Source organism: Xanthomonas sp. CFBP 8443, assembly GCF_025666195.1.
Lineage (GTDB): Bacteria > Pseudomonadota > Gammaproteobacteria > Xanthomonadales > Xanthomonadaceae > Xanthomonas_A.
This window is the reverse complement of the sequence record NZ_CP102592.1, coordinates 4,177,723-4,193,429: the sequence shown is the minus strand read 5'-3', so window position 1 is coordinate 4,193,429 and position 15,707 is coordinate 4,177,723. Positions and strand designations below refer to the sequence as shown.

Annotated in this window: 16 protein-coding genes and 1 pseudogene; 8 read left to right on the top strand and 9 right to left on the bottom strand. The window is 70.3% G+C overall.

Going from position 1 to position 15,707, the window contains the following annotated elements:
- Positions 1-62: 62 nt before the first annotated feature.
- The 3 genes from gfa (at position 63) to NUG20_RS17535 (ending at position 2,179) form a co-directional block, all read left to right on the top strand.
- A complete protein-coding gene (gfa, locus tag NUG20_RS17545; protein ID WP_263395705.1) occupies positions 63-635 on the top strand; it encodes an S-(hydroxymethyl)glutathione synthase in 573 nt (190 codons plus the stop codon).
- A 103-nt stretch (positions 636-738) separates the two neighbouring features.
- A complete protein-coding gene (gene fghA / locus NUG20_RS17540; RefSeq protein ID WP_263395704.1) occupies positions 739-1,569 on the top strand; it encodes an S-formylglutathione hydrolase in 831 nt (276 codons plus the stop codon).
- 475 nt (positions 1,570-2,044) lie between these two features.
- On the top strand, positions 2,045-2,179 hold the full coding sequence (locus NUG20_RS17535) for a hypothetical protein (RefSeq protein ID WP_263395703.1): 135 nt from the start codon (positions 2,045-2,047) through the stop codon (positions 2,177-2,179).
- A gap of 82 nt (positions 2,180-2,261) precedes the next feature.
- On the opposite strand, the gene NUG20_RS17530 is transcribed toward NUG20_RS17535, so the two are convergent.
- Together NUG20_RS17530 and NUG20_RS17525 are read right to left on the bottom strand one after the other, a co-directional pair.
- Positions 2,262-2,417, bottom strand: coding sequence for a hypothetical protein (locus NUG20_RS17530; protein WP_263395702.1), 156 nt, complete (start codon positions 2,415-2,417; stop codon positions 2,262-2,264).
- 181 nt (positions 2,418-2,598) lie between these two features.
- Entirely contained in the window at positions 2,599-4,008 is a 1,410-nt protein-coding gene (locus NUG20_RS17525) for an aminotransferase-like domain-containing protein (RefSeq protein WP_263395701.1), read from the bottom strand.
- Between the two features lie 125 nt (positions 4,009-4,133).
- On the opposite strand from NUG20_RS17525, the gene NUG20_RS17520 reads away from it, so the two are divergent.
- Together NUG20_RS17520 and NUG20_RS17515 are read left to right on the top strand one after the other, a co-directional pair.
- Positions 4,134-4,925, top strand: coding sequence for a PhzF family protein (locus NUG20_RS17520; RefSeq protein WP_263395700.1), 792 nt, complete (start codon positions 4,134-4,136; stop codon positions 4,923-4,925).
- Complete coding sequence (locus tag NUG20_RS17515; RefSeq protein ID WP_263395699.1) at positions 4,922-5,851, top strand: DMT family transporter; 930 nt, start codon at positions 4,922-4,924, stop codon at positions 5,849-5,851. Before NUG20_RS17520 ends, NUG20_RS17515 begins: the two co-directional genes overlap by 4 nt.
- A gap of 162 nt (positions 5,852-6,013) precedes the next feature.
- Here NUG20_RS17515 and NUG20_RS17510 read toward each other — a convergent pair whose 3' ends face one another.
- The 3 genes and pseudogenes from NUG20_RS17510 to NUG20_RS17500 form a co-directional block, all read right to left on the bottom strand.
- Positions 6,014-6,352: a hypothetical protein gene (locus NUG20_RS17510; protein ID WP_263395698.1), complete on the bottom strand. Its 339-nt coding sequence runs from the start codon at positions 6,350-6,352 to the stop codon at positions 6,014-6,016.
- Positions 6,353-6,515: 163 nt separating this feature from the next.
- On the bottom strand, positions 6,516-7,457 hold the full coding sequence (locus tag NUG20_RS17505; RefSeq protein WP_263395697.1) for a DegV family protein: 942 nt from the start codon (positions 7,455-7,457) through the stop codon (positions 6,516-6,518).
- A 74-nt stretch (positions 7,458-7,531) separates the two neighbouring features.
- Positions 7,532-8,161, bottom strand: a pseudogene (locus NUG20_RS17500) (DsbA family protein).
- Between the two features lie 313 nt (positions 8,162-8,474).
- Between NUG20_RS17500 and NUG20_RS17495 the strand changes: the two are divergent.
- The gene (locus NUG20_RS17495) at positions 8,475-9,308 is read left to right on the top strand and encodes a GH12 family glycosyl hydrolase domain-containing protein (RefSeq protein ID WP_263395696.1); all 834 of its coding nucleotides are present in this window, start codon (positions 8,475-8,477) and stop codon (positions 9,306-9,308) included.
- Between the two features lie 93 nt (positions 9,309-9,401).
- Here the strand turns inward: NUG20_RS17495 and NUG20_RS17490 are convergent, their stop codons facing one another.
- Entirely contained in the window at positions 9,402-10,688 is a 1,287-nt protein-coding gene (locus NUG20_RS17490) for an amidohydrolase family protein (RefSeq protein ID WP_263395695.1), read from the bottom strand.
- Positions 10,685-12,085 carry an amidohydrolase gene (locus NUG20_RS17485; RefSeq protein WP_263395694.1) on the bottom strand — a complete coding sequence of 467 codons (1,401 nt, stop codon included), beginning with the start codon at positions 12,083-12,085 and terminating at the stop codon, positions 10,685-10,687. The genes NUG20_RS17490 and NUG20_RS17485 overlap by 4 nt, the downstream gene beginning before the upstream one ends.
- A gap of 170 nt (positions 12,086-12,255) precedes the next feature.
- On the opposite strand from NUG20_RS17485, the gene NUG20_RS17480 reads away from it, so the two are divergent.
- Complete coding sequence (locus NUG20_RS17480; RefSeq protein ID WP_263395693.1) at positions 12,256-12,801, top strand: DUF924 family protein; 546 nt, start codon at positions 12,256-12,258, stop codon at positions 12,799-12,801.
- Positions 12,802-12,926: 125 nt separating this feature from the next.
- Here the strand turns inward: NUG20_RS17480 and NUG20_RS17475 are convergent, their stop codons facing one another.
- Both NUG20_RS17475 and grxD read right to left on the bottom strand, forming a co-directional pair.
- On the bottom strand, positions 12,927-13,817 hold the full coding sequence (locus NUG20_RS17475) for a hypothetical protein (protein WP_263395692.1): 891 nt from the start codon (positions 13,815-13,817) through the stop codon (positions 12,927-12,929).
- A gap of 98 nt (positions 13,818-13,915) precedes the next feature.
- Positions 13,916-14,842: a Grx4 family monothiol glutaredoxin gene (grxD, locus tag NUG20_RS17470; RefSeq protein ID WP_263395691.1), complete on the bottom strand. Its 927-nt coding sequence runs from the start codon at positions 14,840-14,842 to the stop codon at positions 13,916-13,918.
- 45 nt (positions 14,843-14,887) lie between these two features.
- On the opposite strand from grxD, the gene NUG20_RS17465 reads away from it, so the two are divergent.
- A complete protein-coding gene (locus NUG20_RS17465; protein ID WP_263395690.1) occupies positions 14,888-15,679 on the top strand; it encodes a polysaccharide deacetylase family protein in 792 nt (263 codons plus the stop codon).
- The last annotated feature ends 28 nt before the right edge of the window (positions 15,680-15,707 follow it).

Genomic DNA, 15,707 nt, shown 5'->3' with positions numbered 1-15,707 from the left:
GTCAGTCCGGCGCGCGGCCGATTCCGCGCATGCAGGTACGCGACAAACCCGGGAGGGGCATGATGAGTACCGTAACGATTCATCCGTCGGTGGACGGTGGTGTGCGCGCAGGCGCAGAGAATTTCCAGGGCGGCACCCTGGAATGCCACTGCGCCAGCGACAAGGTGACCGTGGACGTGGGAGCGCAGACCGCGCACAACCACGCCTGCGGTTGCACCAAGTGCTGGAAGCCGAAAGGGGCGACCTTCTCGGTGGTGGCGGTGGTGGGCCGCGACAAGGTCAAGGTCACCGCGCACGAGGAGAAGCTGAAGGTCGTCGACGAGAGCGCGACGATCCGCCGCCATGCCTGCACCGGTTGCGGCGTGCACCTGTACGGCCGCATCGAGAACACCGAGCACCCGTTCTACGGCCTGGACTTCGTGCATACCGAGCTGTCGCCGCAGCAGGGCTGGTCGGCGCCGGGTTTCGCGGCGTTCGTGTCCTCGATCATCGAGAGCGGCACCCGCCCGGAAGCGATGGACGGCGTACGCAGCCGGCTGCGCGAGCTGAAGCTGGAGCCTTACGACTGCCTGTCGCCGGCGCTGATGGATGCGATCTCCACCCACGTCGCGCGCAAGAACGGCGTGCTGCAATAACGCCCGCTGCCTGCGGCGTGCCGCCCTGGCGGCGCGCTGCGGCAGTGTTTTTCGGATGCGGTCGGCGTCTCCCGGCCGCGTCCCCCAATCCGGGATCCATCCAATGGAACGCATCGAACACCATGCCTGCTGCGGCGGCTGGCAGGACGTCTATCGCCACCAGTCGACCGTGCTCGGCTGCACGATGAACGTGGCCGTGTACCTGCCGCCGCAGGCCGAGCACACCGCGCTGCCGGTGCTGTACTGGCTCAGCGGGCTCACCTGCACTGAGCAGAACTTCATCACCAAGGCCGGCGCGCAGCGCTACGCCGCCGAGCACGGGGTGATACTGGTCGCGCCGGACACCAGCCCGCGCGGCGACGACGTCGCCGATGCCGAGGGCTACGACCTGGGCAAGGGCGCCGGGTTCTACGTCAATGCCACCCGCGAGCCGTGGGCCAGGCACTACCGCATGTACGACTACGTGGTGCAGGAACTGCCCACGCTGATCGAAGCCAACTTCCGTACCACCGGCGCGCGCGCGATCAGCGGCCACTCGATGGGCGGCCACGGCGCGCTGGTGATCGCGCTGAAGAATCCGGGCCGCTATCGCAGCGTGTCGGCGTTCTCGCCAATCGTGGCGCCGTCGCAGGTGCCGTGGGGCGAGAAGGCTTTTTCGGCTTATCTCGGCGACGACCGCGCCAGCTGGAAGGCCTACGACGCCACCGCGCTGATCGGCACCGCCACCGAGCGCCTGCCGCTGCTGATCGACCAGGGCGGCGGCGACGAGTTTCTCGACAAGCAATTGCAGCCGCAGCTGCTGCAGGCCGCGGCCGACGCCGCCGGCTATCCGCTGACCGTGCGCGTGCAGCCTGGGTACGACCACAGCTACTACTTCATCGGCAGCTTCATCGGCGAGCACATCGCCCACCACGCGCGCGCGCTGCAGGGCTGACGTGCGCGATGCGGCGGCGTACCGGTGATGCCGGGCGCCGGCGGTCGCATGCGGTGGCGCAGCGTGCCTCCGCATTGGAAGCGATGTCGGGATGCATGCAAGGGCATCATTGTGGGAGCGGCTTCGGTCGCGACGGGCGCTACCGGTAAGGCCCGTCGCGACTGAAGTCGCTCCCACAACGTCAGGTTGCCTGTAAGTAGACAGGGAGCCGCTTTGGGTGCCGTGGAGGTGTGCCGCTGGCATTGCCGAACCGGCCAGCTCCCATCGCCACCGGGGCATCGCGATCGCTGCTGCACGATGACGGTGCGGTGGCAGTTGCATGGCGATTCCGCGCGTGTGCCGGCGCCGCTCGTAAACAAATGTGCGGGGCGTCGTCCAATGCGCGGTTGTGCGATCGCGGTCGCGCCGGTTGAGACGGCGTGCGGCTAGATTCCTCGGCCTTCGCCATCGGGTCTTCCCGGACTGGAGCCGCGCCATGCTCGCTTGCCGCAAACCTGCATCGTCGTGCCCGCGGCAGCGCTGGCGCAGCCCGCTCAGTGCGCTGGCCATGCTCGCCTGCACCTTGTTCGGCGCCTGCGCGGCGTTGGCGATCGGCGCGGCGGCGGTGTAAGTGGGGCCAGTTTGGTCGAGGACGAGGTCAGAGCACCTGCTCCCACCTGTTGACCGACGATGGGCGGCTTCAGTCGCGAGCGCTACTCCGAGGTCACCCGGCATCGCTGGCACAGGTTCTTCGGATGCTGCAACACGGCGGCGTCGGTCACGGCCACCGCGCCGCCGGCCGCGGCCGCGGCCAGCGTCAGGCTGGTGGCCCGCGACCACGACAGCGCACTGCCAAACACCCGGATCAAGGAACGCCCTGGTGTTCAAGGCCCATCGCGGGCCAGCTGCGGTCGCCGACGCGGGCGCCCGCTCGGCGTTGGGCGCGATTGCCGGACTTTGATGGACTGCCTTCGATGCTCCGGCGCGAGTTTCGGCATCGTGCAGCGTGAAGCGCTGCATGCGATCTTCTGGCCGGCCGCGCCCAACCGCTCAGCGCGGCAGCCGCGCGGCCAGCTTGCCCAGCCGCCGCATCGCGCTTTCCAGGGTCTCGCTCCACGGTTGGCCGCAGGTCAGGCGCAGGTGGTCGGCGTAGTCGCCGCGGCTGGAATACAGGTGGCCGGGCGAGGTGCCGATGCCTGCGGCCAGCGCCGCTTCGAACAGCGCCTGGCCGCTGCCGCCGTCGGCCAACTGCAGCCAGAGCGACAGCCCGCCGGCGGGATCGCCGACCCGGGTGCCGGCTGGCCAGTGCCGCACGATCGCCTCGCGCAGGCGCTGGCCGTTGTCGGCGAGGGTGCGGCGCAGCTTGCGCAGGTGCCGTTCCAGGTCGTGCTGCGCCAGGTAATCGGCCAGCGCCAGCTGCGGCAGGCTGGCGCCGCCGACGGTGGAGAAGTACTTGGCGCGGACCAGCGCATCGGTCCATTCGCCGCCGAGCAGCCAGCCCACGCGCAGGCCCGGCGCCAGCACCTTGGAAAACGAGCCGCAGGTGATCACGTTGCCGTGCGTGTCGAAATGGCGCAGCGGACGCGGCCGTTGCCCGGACCAGTCCAGCTCGCCGTAGATGTCGTCCTCGATCACCACGGTGCCGTGGCGCGCGCAGCTGTCGAGCAGGGCGCGCTTGGCGCTGTCCGGGGTCAGGCTGCCGAGCGGATTGTTGAAGTTGGGCACCAGCACCGCCGCGCGCGCAGGCGTGCGCTGCAGCAGCGCGTCCAGGCGCGCGGCGTCGATGCCGTGGCCGGCGCGGGTGGGCACTTCCAGCACCTTCAGCCGCAGCGCCGCCACCGCCTGCAGAATGCCGTGGTAGGTCGGCGTTTCCACCAGCACCACGTCGCCAGGCGCGGTCAGCGTGCGCAGCGCCAGGCTGATCGCTTCCATCGCGCCGGCGGTCACCACCACTTCGTCCGCCGCCACCGTGGTCGCGCAGTGCGCGTAGCGCTGTGCGATCTGCCGGCGCAGCGCGGCGTGGCCTTGCGGCGGCGCATAGTCGAGCGCGACGCCGCGGTGGCGGCGCAGCTGCCGCGACAGCGCGGCCGCCAGTTGCGCGCCCGGCAGCAGCGCCGGCGCTGGCGTGGCGGTGTGCAGCGGCACCAGGTCCGAGCGCGCGAGCATGTCCAGCACGCCCTGCAGCGCCGGGTTGTCGACCATGCCCGGCGTGCGCCGCCGCGCCGTCACCGGCAGCGGCGGCAACGGCTGCGCCGCTGCGCGCACGAAGTAGCCCGAACGCGGCCGTGCCTGCACCCGTCCTTCGCGTTCCAGCTGCAGGCAGGCCTGCACCGCGGTGGCGGTGCTGATGCCGTGGCTGGCGGCCAGTTGCCGGATCGACGGCAGGCGCTCGCCGGTGCGCAGCGTGCCGCGCTCGATCTGCTGGCGCAGCTGCGTGGCGAGCGATTCGTACAAGAGCATGCGGGCGCCTCATCTGTATCGGTCAATTTACAGCGTAACTGAATCTGTCATGGTCGCGCGCCGCATTGCAGACTGGGTCCATGCCGGCCATCGCGTCCGGCATCTCCCCCGTCGCGAGGTCGGTCATGCCGTTGTCCCTGTTCGTCGTCGATGCCTTCACCACGGTCCGCTTCAAGGGCAATCCGGCCGCGGTGGTGCCGCTGCAGGCCTGGCTGCCCGACGCGCTGATGCAGGCCATCGCCAGCGAGAACAACCTGTCGGAGACCGCGTTCTTCGTGCGCGATGCCGACGGCGTGTTCGCGATCCGCTGGTTCTCGCCGCTGAAGGAAGTCGGCTTCTGCGGTCATGCGACGCTGGCCAGTGCGTTCGTGATCGCCACCCAGCAACTGGCACCGTTTCCGCTGCGCCTGCGCGCGGCCGCGGTCGGTGAACTCGGCGTGGAAAGGGTGGCCGACGGCACGTTCGAGATGCGCTTTCCGAATCAGGCGCCGGCCTTGTTGGCGTCGGTGCCGCAGGCTTTGCTCGATGCCTTGTCGATCGCACCGCAGGCGGTCTACGTCAACGGCCAGGCGTACATCGCGGTGTACGCAGACGAACGCCAGGTGCGCGACGTGGTGCCGGACCTGGCGCGGATGCTGGCGCTGGCGCCGCGCGACGTGGCGGTGACCGCACCCGGCAGCAGCCACGATTTCGTGTCGCGCTATTTCTGGCCGGCCAACGGCGGCGCCGAAGATCCGGTGACCGGTTCCATCCACGCCGCGCTGGCGCCGCTGTGGGCGCAGCGGCTGGGCAAGTCGCAGCTGAGCGCGCTGCAGGCCTCGGCGCGCGGCGGCGAACTCGGCTGCCGGGTCGAGGCGCAGCACGTCTATGTGCGCGGCAGCGCGGTGCAGTACCTGCACGGGACGATCGCGCTGTGAGCGCGGCGGTGGCCGTTTCCGCCGGCGCCGCGCGGCGCGCGCTGTGGCAGTTGCTGCTGGCGGAAGTGCTGATCGGCTCGGTCGGCGTGTTCGTGCACGAGAGCGGCCAGGACCCGGTGACCGCGGTGTTCTACCGCTGCCTGTTCGGCGCGCTGTTCCTCACCGTCTGCGGCCTGCTCGGCGGCCAGCTGCGCGGACTGTGGCGCGAACGCACGCTGCTGCGCGACGCGGCGGTCAGCGGCGTGCTGCTGGTGCTGAACTGGGTGGCGCTGTTCGCCGGCATGGCGCGCTCGTCGATCGGCGTGGCGACGATGGTCTATCACGTGTTCCCGTTCGTGATGCTGCTGCTGGCGGCGTTGCTGCAGGGCGAGCGCACGCGCCGTTCCGATCTGGGTTGGACGCTGCTGGCGTTCGTCGGCGTGGCCTGCTCGGCGGACCCGGCGCGGCTCTGGCAGACCGCCGATCGTGGCTACCTGCTCGGCATCGCGCTGACCCTGCTGGCGGCGCTGCTGTGTGGTGCGTCGCTGCTGATGTCGCGGCGCATCAGCCGCGAACGGCCGCTGGCGGTGGTGACGGTGCAGTGCTGGGTGGGCACGCTGCTGCTGGTAGGATTTTCCAGCGGCAGCGCACTGCATCCGGGCATGCACTGGCTGTGGCTGGCCGGCCTGGGCGTGATCCACAGCGGCATCGTCTACGTGTTGTTCTATTCTTCCTACCGGCACCTGCATGTGGCGACGATCGCGATCCTGGCGTTCGTGTACCCGCTGGTCACGCTGCTGCTGGACTACCTGCTGTACGGCCACCGGCTGGTGCCGGTGCAATGGCTGGGCCTGGCGCTGATCGTGCTCGGCACGCTGGCGGTGAACCTGAAATGGCGCTGGCCGCGGCGCGCGGCGGGCACAGCGGCAGAGAGCGTGGTGCCTTAGATGCTCATTGCAGTCGGCCAAGCGCTGTAGGAGCGGCTTCAGCCGCGACAGACTTCTCCAGCAAGGCCCGTCGCGACCGAAGTCGCTCCCACAGGTGTCATCGGCTGCACCAAGGCTGCTCTAGCCGATCCACGTCGTCGCGGGCACGCGGCGACGATGCGCTCAACGCACGTTGCGCAGTTCCCAGCCGCTGCCGGCGAGCAGGCGCATGCGCTGCTTGAGGATGTCGCCGGGAATGCTGGTGGTGGCGACCAGATCGATGCGCAGGTCGTCCTGCTTGCCGCTGACCGTGGCCGCCGGGTCGACGATGCCCAGCGCGGGATCCACCTCGTCCGGTTCCGGCTGCAGCGCACGCCAGCGCTCGAACCAGGCCGGGCTGCTCAATGCCTGCTGCAGCTGCTCGGCGAAGGCGTCGGCGCCGTTGGCGCTGAAGCTGAGCGTAGGTTCGCTGCCGCGCGCGCGGGCGGGGTCGGGCAGGCTGATCGAATAGGTCACGGCCATGGTGGTTCCTCTGTGGAGCGGTGCGGCGCAGCCTAGCAGGCGGCGTCGTGAGTGGGCCGTCTACGCCGGAGCCGTTGTAGGAGCGGCTTCAGCCGCGACAAGCTGCCGATAGCACCTGTCGCGGCTGAAGCCGCTCCTGCAACGACAAGATTCGCCCGTGACGCTAGGCGAACGTATGCGGCGCGTCGGCGAAGCCCAGGGTGATCGCGCCCTTGCCGACGTTGACCATGCCGGTCAGGCTCATCACGCTTTCCAGCACCTCCACCGCATGCGTCTCGCAGGCCTGGCGCAACGCCGCGTAGCCGGGCAGGGCGCGCAGCTCGCTCAGCTCGCCGCCGTAGCTCAGGCACAGCGTCGGCGTCATCAGCCCGGCGGCGACGCGCTTGCCGACGAACTCGAACAGTTTCTGCACCGCCGCGTCGAAGCCCTTGATCTTGGCCACCGGCGCGGTCTCGCCGCGATAGCCGTGCAGCACCGGCTTGATGTCCAGCGCGGTGCCGAGCGCGGCGCTGAGCAGGCCGACGCTGCGGTCGCCCTTGCTGCGCGCGCGGGCGCGCATGTAGTACAGATCGCGGGTGATCATGTAGCCGTGCACGTTGCCGGCCAGTTCCTCCAGCCGCTCGCGGATCGCCTGCACGCTGGCCCCGGCCGCGCGCAGCCGCACCGCTTCCACCGCGGTCACCGCCTGCGCGGCGAACAGGTTCTGCGTGTCGATCACCCGCAGCGCGAACGGCGAGGTGTGCCCGGCGGCCTGGCGGATCGGCTTGTAGTCGTTGAGGATGGCGAAGCTGGCCTGCAGCGCATGCTGGTGGATCGGGCTGCGGGTCTTGGTGATGGTCATGCAGAACACGTGGTCGTAGTCGATCACCAGCCGGCTCAGGAACAGCTCGCGGATCTGCGCGACGCTGAACGGGATGGTTTCCGCCTCGGCGCCGTGTTCGGCCACGTGCGCATGCAGGAAGCTCAGCGTGGCTTCCTCGTCGCGATGGTCGGCCAGCAATGCCTCGCCGATACGCACGCTGATCGGCAGCAACACGATGTTGTTGTCTGCGATGTAGTCCTGCGGCAAGTCGCAGGCGGAGTCCACCACGATCCCGATACGCATCTGGCCCCCTCCGGCATCGCGCTTGGTTACTGCCGGCTAGGGTAGCGCAGACGCCGGGCGGCGTCGCGGCTGGGTCAGGCGCCGCGCTGCACGCCGACGGGCAGCGCCGCCAGCCGCGCCATTTCGCCGCGCTGCAGCAACTGCGGATCGGCCAGCAGCGCCTGCATCAGCGGGTGCGCATCGTTGCCCCACAACAGGGCATCGCCGATCTGCAGCGTCGGTACGCCGAACACGCCGGCGGCGATCGCCTGATCGGTATTGCCGCGCAACTGCGCCTTGACCTACGGATCGGCAAGTGCGGCCGGCGCATCGGCGATGCCCAGGGCCAGCGCCAGCGGGGCCAGCGCCGCCGCATCGTCGCCGGCACGGCCGTCGCGCCACAGCCAGTCGAAGATCGCATCGATCGCCTGCGGCGTGCTGCCGGCGGCGATGCACAGGCGCAGCGCCGCCAGCGGATTGAACGGATGCGCCGGCGGAAAGCGCAGCGGCACGCCCTCGTGCTGCGCCTGCCACTGCACGAACTGGTAGGTGAAGCTGCGTTTGTGCGGGATCTCCGCCGGCCCGCGCGTGTGCAGATGCTGCAACACCGCGCCGAACACGATCGGCACCGGTTCGATCTGCGCGAACTCGGGCAGCGCCTTGAGCTTGTGCCAGTGCAGATAGGAAAACGGCGAGACGAAATCGAAATACCAGCGCAGGGTCATGGGCGTCTCCTGGGAGGATGTCGCCAGCTTATCGCGGCGTGGCACATCGCGCGGCCATGTTGCGCTGCGAAGCGGCGGGCGAGGAACCGGCGTCGCCGCTGCGGCTGGCGTAGACAATGCCGCGCGCAAATCTCAGCTGCACGTTGGAACTGGGAAGCGGCGCACTCGGACGGCCTCGAGCGAGTAACGGTATTGCGTCAGCGCATGCCGCGCCCGCGTCTTTTCATAGCTCCGCACGAGGACGCCTTGCTAGCGTCCGTCGTGGCAGCAGCCCCGCTGCCGAAGTTGTCCGACACGCTGAGGAGAGACCGACATGCACGACATCGAGATCGCCGCCGCCTTGCCGCGCCGCTGTTCCGCCGCCACCGCCGCGCCATCCGCCTGGCGCCGCGCGCGCCGGCTGCGTGCGCTGTTCGCACTGGTACTGGTCGCCTTCGCACCGGCGGCACTGGCCGGGCCGTACCAGGTGTACGGCAACCAGTACGCCTGGGTGAACAACTTCAACGATCCCAACAACGTCATCCAGGGCACGTTCCACAGCGGCAGCACGCCGAGCATGACCGTGACCTTCAACTTCGCCAATTCCAGCCTGTACGGCTATCCGGCGATCCTGCGCGGCTCGCACTACGGATTCAATCCGACGTCCGACCGCACCTTTCCGCGGCAGGTGTCGGCACTGCAATCGCTGCCGTCCACGTTCGCCTATTCGTCCGGCGGCAGCAACATGGCCGGCGATTTCGCCTACGACCTGTTCCTGCGCTGGGACAACAACACCTCCTCCAGCGCGATCCCGCAGACCGAGGTGATGATCTGGGGCGGCCACAATTCCTATCCGATCGGCACGCTGACCGCGAGCAATGTGATCAGCGCCGGCGGCTACAGCTTCGACCTGTGGGAGGGCATGAACACCTCCGCCGGCTACTACGTTTACACCTTCATCCCGCACAACACCGCCGGCCAGCCGAACCTGCCGACCAACGGCAACCTCAACATCGACATCAAGCCGTTCCTGACCTGGCTGCACAACAACCGCGCGCAGGACGGGCGCTACAGCAACGCGATGTACCTGCACGTGGTCGAAGCGGGATTCGAGGTGGTGCGCGGCAACGGCTGGGCCTGGTTCCAGGCCAATATCGGCGCGAACTAGGCGCGGCACGTCGCACGAGGGTGTGGCCGGTCGCGTGTCACCGCGCACGACGTGGCGCTGCCGATGGCGGCAGCGCCACGTCGTGCGCGGCTACTACGGGTACGCCCGCGGCAGCGCGCCGGACTGCTTCATGTAACGGTCGCGCAGTTCGGTCTGGCGCGAGCGCATCGGCAGCGCGCGGCCGCCCAGCCAGACCTGCTCGGCGTAGTGGGCCACGTCCAGCGGATCGCCTTCCCACAGCACCAGGTCGGCGAGCTTGCCGGGGGCGATGCTGCCCAGCCTGTCGCCCACGCCCAGCGCCTCGGCCGGCACCCGGGTCAGGCCGGCCAGACCGTCGTCCCAGGGCAGGCCGTGGGCCACCGCGTTGCCGGCCAGCTGGCGCTGCTTGCGCGCGTTGTGCGAGCCGTCGCCGCCCTGGGTGAAGCTCACCGCGACGCCGGCCGCGTGCAGGCGCGCGGCGTTTTCCAGGGTGGCGCCGATCTGGTCGAAGCTGGCGGGCAGATCGTCCAGCGCGTTGACGAACACCGGCACCTGCGCCGCGGCCAGCTGCGGCGCCAGCTTCCACGCCTCGTCGCCGCCGGCGATGGCGATGCGCACCTTCTCGCGCTGCGCCCAGCGCAGCAGCTGGCGGATGTCGGCCGCCCGGTTCACCGCCACCACGATGCGGCCCTGGCCGGCCAGGTACCTGGCCAGCACGGCGCGGCCGGCCGGGGTCAGCAGCGCGTGCGGCGAGTCCGCCGGCATGCGTCCGCGCGCTTCGCTCACCAACTGGTCGAGCAGCATCCATTGCGCCGCGCGCGACTTGCCGCTCAGTTCCAGCGCGTCGCTGCCCAGGCGCACGTACAGCGCGCGCGGGCCGATCGGATCGGCGCCGCCGTCCAGGCGCATCACCGCGCCCTGGCCGGCGATGAAGGCGCCGCCGCTGTTGGCGCCGAGCGCGGTGAAGCCGATGCCCTCCACGCGCGCGACCGGGATCAGCACCGACTCGGGGTTGTAGGCCAGGGTGACGTCGAACTCCGGGCGCATCGGCTGGTCGCGCGGCAAGGTCACGGCGCTATCCACAGTGGACGATTCGCCGGACACTTCCTCGATGCCGATCTCGGTGATGCCGCCGAACAGCGCCGGGGTCAGCGGGCGGCCCTTGGCCTCGACCACGGTCACCCCGGCCGGTGCCGCCAGGCCGGTGCCGACCGCGCGGATGGTGCCGCCCTGGACCAGCACGTCGGCGTTCTGCAGCGTGCCGCGCGCGCTGGCGGTGTGCACGGTGGCGCCGCGGATCAGCACGTCCTGGGCGAAGGCCGGCGCGGTGCCCAGCACCAGGCAGGCGGCGACGGCCAGGCGTTGCGCCAGGCGGCGCGGATGCGGAAGGGTGCGGCTCATGGGGCAGCCTCCTGGCCGAGCATGAAGTCGGATGTGGGTTGCAGGCGGCGGTCGGCGCGGTCGTAGACCTGCGCGCCGTCGATGTAGACCTTTTCGGCCAGCGCGTAGGAACTGAACGGGTTGCCGTTCCACACCACCACGTCGGCCATCTTGCCGGGCTCCAGCGCGCCGGTCTGCTTGTCGATGCCCAGCGCCTTGGCGGGGTTGCTGGTCAGCCAGCGGATCGCGCGCTCGGGCGGGATGGCGATGCCAGCGCGGCGGCCGGCGGCCATCGCCTTGGCCGCTTCCTGGTTGAGCCGCTGGATGCCTTCCTCCGAGTCCGAATGCACGATCGCGCAGCCGTTGGCGGGGCGGTCGACCAGCGCGATGTTTTCCTGGATGCCGTCGAAGGCCTCCATCTTGAAGCCCCACCAGTCCGCCCACAGCGCGCCGCAGACGTTTTCCTGGGCCAGCCGGTCGGCGACCTTGTAGGCCTCCACGCCGTGATGGAAGGCGGCGACCTTGAAGCCGAATTCCTTGGCCAGGTCGAGCATGGTGGTCATCTCGTCGGCGCGGTAGCAGTGGATGTGCACGCGGATGTCGCCGTTGATCGCGCCGGCCAGGGTGTCCAGCTTCAGGTCGCGCTTGCCGCCGCTGTCGCCGGAGCTGTCGTTGTCGCCGGCGCCGCGGCTCCACCAGTGGCGCTTCTCCGGCGCCTTCTTCTTCGGCGCGTTCTTGCGCAGGTATTCGCTGGCGTCGATGAACGCGGCACGGTAACCGGCGACATTGCCCATGCGCGTGGCCGGGCCGCCCTTCTCGCCGTACACGCGCTTGGGGTTCTCGCCGCAGGCCATCTTCAGGCCCCACGGCGCGCCGGGGAACTTCATCGCCTGGTAGGTGGTGGCGGGCACGTTCTTCAGGGTCACGCCGCGGCCGCCGACCAGGTTGGCCGACCCCGGCAGCACCTGCAGCGAGGTGACGCCGCCGGCCAGCGCGGTGCCGAAACCCGGATCCTGCGGCCACACCGAATGCTCGGCCCAGACGTTGGGCGTCACCGGCGCGGTCATCTCGTTGCCGTCGCTGTGCGCGTTGACGCCTGGGCTGGCGTACACGCCCAGGTGCGAGTGCACGTCGATGATGCCGGGCGTGACCCACTTGCCGTGGCCGTCGATGCGGGTGACGTTGGCCGGGGCCGCCAGCGCGCGGCCCACGGCCTGCACGCGGCCGTCCTGCAGCAGCACGTCGGCATCGTCCAGGCGCTCGCCGGTGCCGGTGAGCACGGTGGCGTGTTCGATCAGCACCGGCGTGGACGCCAGCGCCCGGTAGGTGCTGGGGTAGGGGTCTTCGACGAAGCGCGAGGCCGCCGCGGCAGGGCCGCACAGCGCCACGCCCAGGCAGGCGAGCAGCAGATGACGCATCAGATTTTTCCCCGGATGATTGAATGCGGGCGTGGAGCCGCCTGCGCACGCTAGCCCGAGCCGGCGCGCTTGCCAAGTGCAGGCGCGTTGCGGATGCCGGATCTGCGCACTGCACCGCGTGGCGACGCCGGATCGGGTATAGAAGCCGATTGCCGACCGATGGAAGTGCGATGACCGAAACCACGCCCCGCGATGTTGTGGAGTTCTGGCGCAGTGCCGGCCGCGAACGCTGGTTCGCCGCCAACGAATCGTTCGACGCGAACGTGCGCCAGCATCTGCTCGACGCGCACCACGCCGCGGCGCGCGGCGAGCACGCGGCGTGGATGGACGGCGCCGAGGGCGCGCTGGCGCTGCTGCTGTTGCTCGACCAGGTGCCGCGCAACGCCTTCCGCGGCAGCGCGCATGCCTATGCCACCGATGGCCTGGCGCGGCGCTGCGCGCACCGCGCGCTGGCGGCCGGCTACGACCGGCAGGTGGAGCCGGAACTGCGCATGTTCTTCTACCTGCCGTACGAGCACGCCGAGGACCCGGCGCTGCAGCGCGAGGCGGTGGAGCTGTTCAGTGCGCTGGGCGATGCCGACAGCCTGCAGTGGGCCATGCGGCACGAGGACATCATCCAGCGCTTCGGCCGCTTCCCGCACCGCAATGCGGCGTTGGGGCGGGACACGTCGCAGGAAGAGCAGCGCTTCCTGGACGAGGGCGGTTTCGCCGGTTGAGCGGCGCGCCGTGGCAACACTTTTGTAGGAGCGGCTTCAGCCGCGACAGACTCTTCGGGTAGAACCTGTCGCGGCTGAAGCCGCTCCTACAGTGCAGCGCCGAACGTTTGCGCGGCCGAAGGCGCTCAGCAGCCGCCGACCAGGTCGTCGATGCGCCATTGGCCATCGACCATGTGCAGCAGCCAGAAGCCGTAGGTTTCGTAGCCGGAATGCTGGATCAGGAAGTCGACGTTGCCGTCGGCGTCGATGTCGGCGAACTGCAGCGGCGCGTAGTCGTCCTTGCGGCCCTCGCAATCGTCGCAGCCGTAGTCGGCGATGCTCTTGCGCAGCCGCCAGCCGGCGTCGCTGCGTTCCAGCACCGCCAGCATGGAGGTCAGGTAGGGCGAGTCCCCTGCCGAGGCCGGCGCAGCGTCGTGGACGCTGGCGGTCACCAGTGCGACCTCGTGGCCCGGGCGCTCGGCGTCGGCGATCACCGTCAGCGTCGGCGCGTCGCCGCTGGACGGGGTGGCGAGATGCGCCAACAGGCGCTTCAGCGCCGCGGCAGGCAAGCGCTTGCGCACCGACGGATCGTTGCCGACGACCTGCAGCAGCGCGCGCCGCTGGGTCGCGTCGGGGGTGCTGCGGGTGAAGCGCTGGCCGGGATTGAGGTCGAACGTGGCCAGCAGCGCGGCGTGGTCGAGGACCGGGCCGTGCGCGGTCTTCAGGCGCACGCGCAGGTCGCCGCCGCACATGGTGTTGTCGTCGACCGAGAAGCCCAGTGGCGTCGCCACGCCGTCCTGCTTCCCATCGTCGAACACCCGCATCGGCGTCTTCAGCCCGCGCCACTTCGCCAGGTCGGCCTCGTCGGACGGCGCATTGCGCACCGGCACATAGCTCATCACGGTCTCGCCTTCGCCGACGGGCGCGACGTAGATCACCGACGGCGGCGGCGTGGTCTGCGCCGGGGTGGGCGCGGCGCCGGCGGAGAAGGCGGCCAGGGCGACGAGGGCCGCGGTGCAGCGCAGTGTGCGTGTCATGTGTCGGTGTCCCCTGAAGAGCGACGTGCTGTCGCAAAAAAAGCGGGCGACCCTTCGATCGCCCGCCGCATGCTGCCGTGTCGCGCCGCGTGGCCGGTTCAGTACTTGGCCACGCCGCTGTCGACCTGGTCGGCCCAGGCGTCGATGCCGCCGACCACGTTGTGCACGCGGGTGAAGCCGAGCGCACGGAACTGCTCGGCGGCCTGCGCGCTGCGCCCGCCGTGGTGGCACAGGAACGCCAGCGCGGTGTCCTTCGGCAGCGCTTCCAGCTGCGCGCGCTGGTCGCCGTCCAGGGTGCGGAACGGCACGTTGACCGAGGCGATCGCGCGCTCTTCCGGCGGGCGCACGTCGACCAGGATCAGACTGCCGGCGCGGACCTGGTCGTCGGCGTCGCGCACGCTCAGTTCCTGCACCGGCTTGGGCGCGTTCGGGTTGTCGATCGCCAGGCCGCGGCCGCGCAGGTCGTCGACCCAATCGATGGTGATGCCTTCGGCGCGGCGCGCGCTGGCCAGGTCGAACTGCACGCGCAGGCCGTTGGACTCGGCGGCGATGGCGTTGGGATCGGTCGGGGCCAGCTGGAAGTTCGGCTGGAATTGCGCATCGATCGCCAGCGCCAGGGTCGCGCCCGGGGCGTCGGCCAGCGCGCCGCGCAGCATCTCGGCGGCGGCGTCGGTGATGGTGATCGCCGGCGGGGTGCGGTCCGGCGCCTGCACGCCGAGCAATTCGCTCAGCTCGCCGCTGCCGGCCATCTGCAGGATGATGTCGCTGCCGCCGACGAGCTCGCCGTCGACGTACAGCTGCGGGATCGTCGGCCAGTCGCCGTAGGCCTTGATGCCTTCGCGGATGTCCTGGTCGGCGAGCACGTTGACGTGGGCGAAGTCGACGCCCAACTCGTTCAGCGCGCCCACCGCCTTGGCGGAAAAGCCGCACTGCGGCATGCTCGGCTGGCCTTTCATGAACAGCACGACGCGATTGGAACTGAGCAACGTTTCGATGCGGGAACGCAGGGCGGGATCGAGGGACATGGCAGTGATTTCGGTCGCTGAGTCGGACCGTCCATTCTACGCCGCATGGCATCATGGGGCATGACAGTTCCGGAAACGCTGCATCGCATCCCCCGCCATCCCTACCGCTGGCTGGCCTGGGCGCTGGCCTCGCAGGCGCTGGTGGCCTGGCTGTGGTGGGGCTGGGGCTGGCGGATCGGGCTGCCGGCGCTGCTGGCCTCGCACGCCGCGTTCGTGCTGCCGGTGTTCCTGCCGCGGGCCTGGCTGTACGCCCCGGTGCTCAGCCGCCTGCCCAGCAGCGCGCCGCAGGTGTGGCTGACCATCGACGACGGCCCCTCCGACGACACCGCGGCGCTGCTGGACCTGCTCGACCGCCACCAGGCCAAGGCCACTTTCTTCCTGGTCGGCGCACGTGCCGCCGCACGCCCGCAACTGGTGCGCGAGATCCTGCGCCGCGGCCACGGCATCGGCAACCACAGCCACACCCATCCGCAGGCCTGGTTCTGGGCGCTGGGCCCGCGGCGCATGGCGCGCGAGATCGGCCAGGCGCAGCAGGCGCTGAGCGCCATCGCCGGCACCGCGCCGCGCTGGTATCGCTCGGTGGTGGGCATGACCAATCCATTCGTGGCCGCACCGCTGCGCGCGCATGGCCTGACCCGGGTCGCCTGGAGCGCGCGCGGCTTCGACGGGGTGAAGTGCGATCCCGGCGCCACCGTGGCGCGTATCGTGCGCGACCTCAAGCCCGGCGCGATCGTGCTGCTGCACGAGGGCGCGGCGCATGGCCACAACCTGGCAATCGTGGAAGGCGTGTTGCAGGCAATGCACGAACGCGGCTACCGCAGCGTGCTGCCGAGCTAGCTGGCGCCGGTCGTCGCGGTTGCGGCGG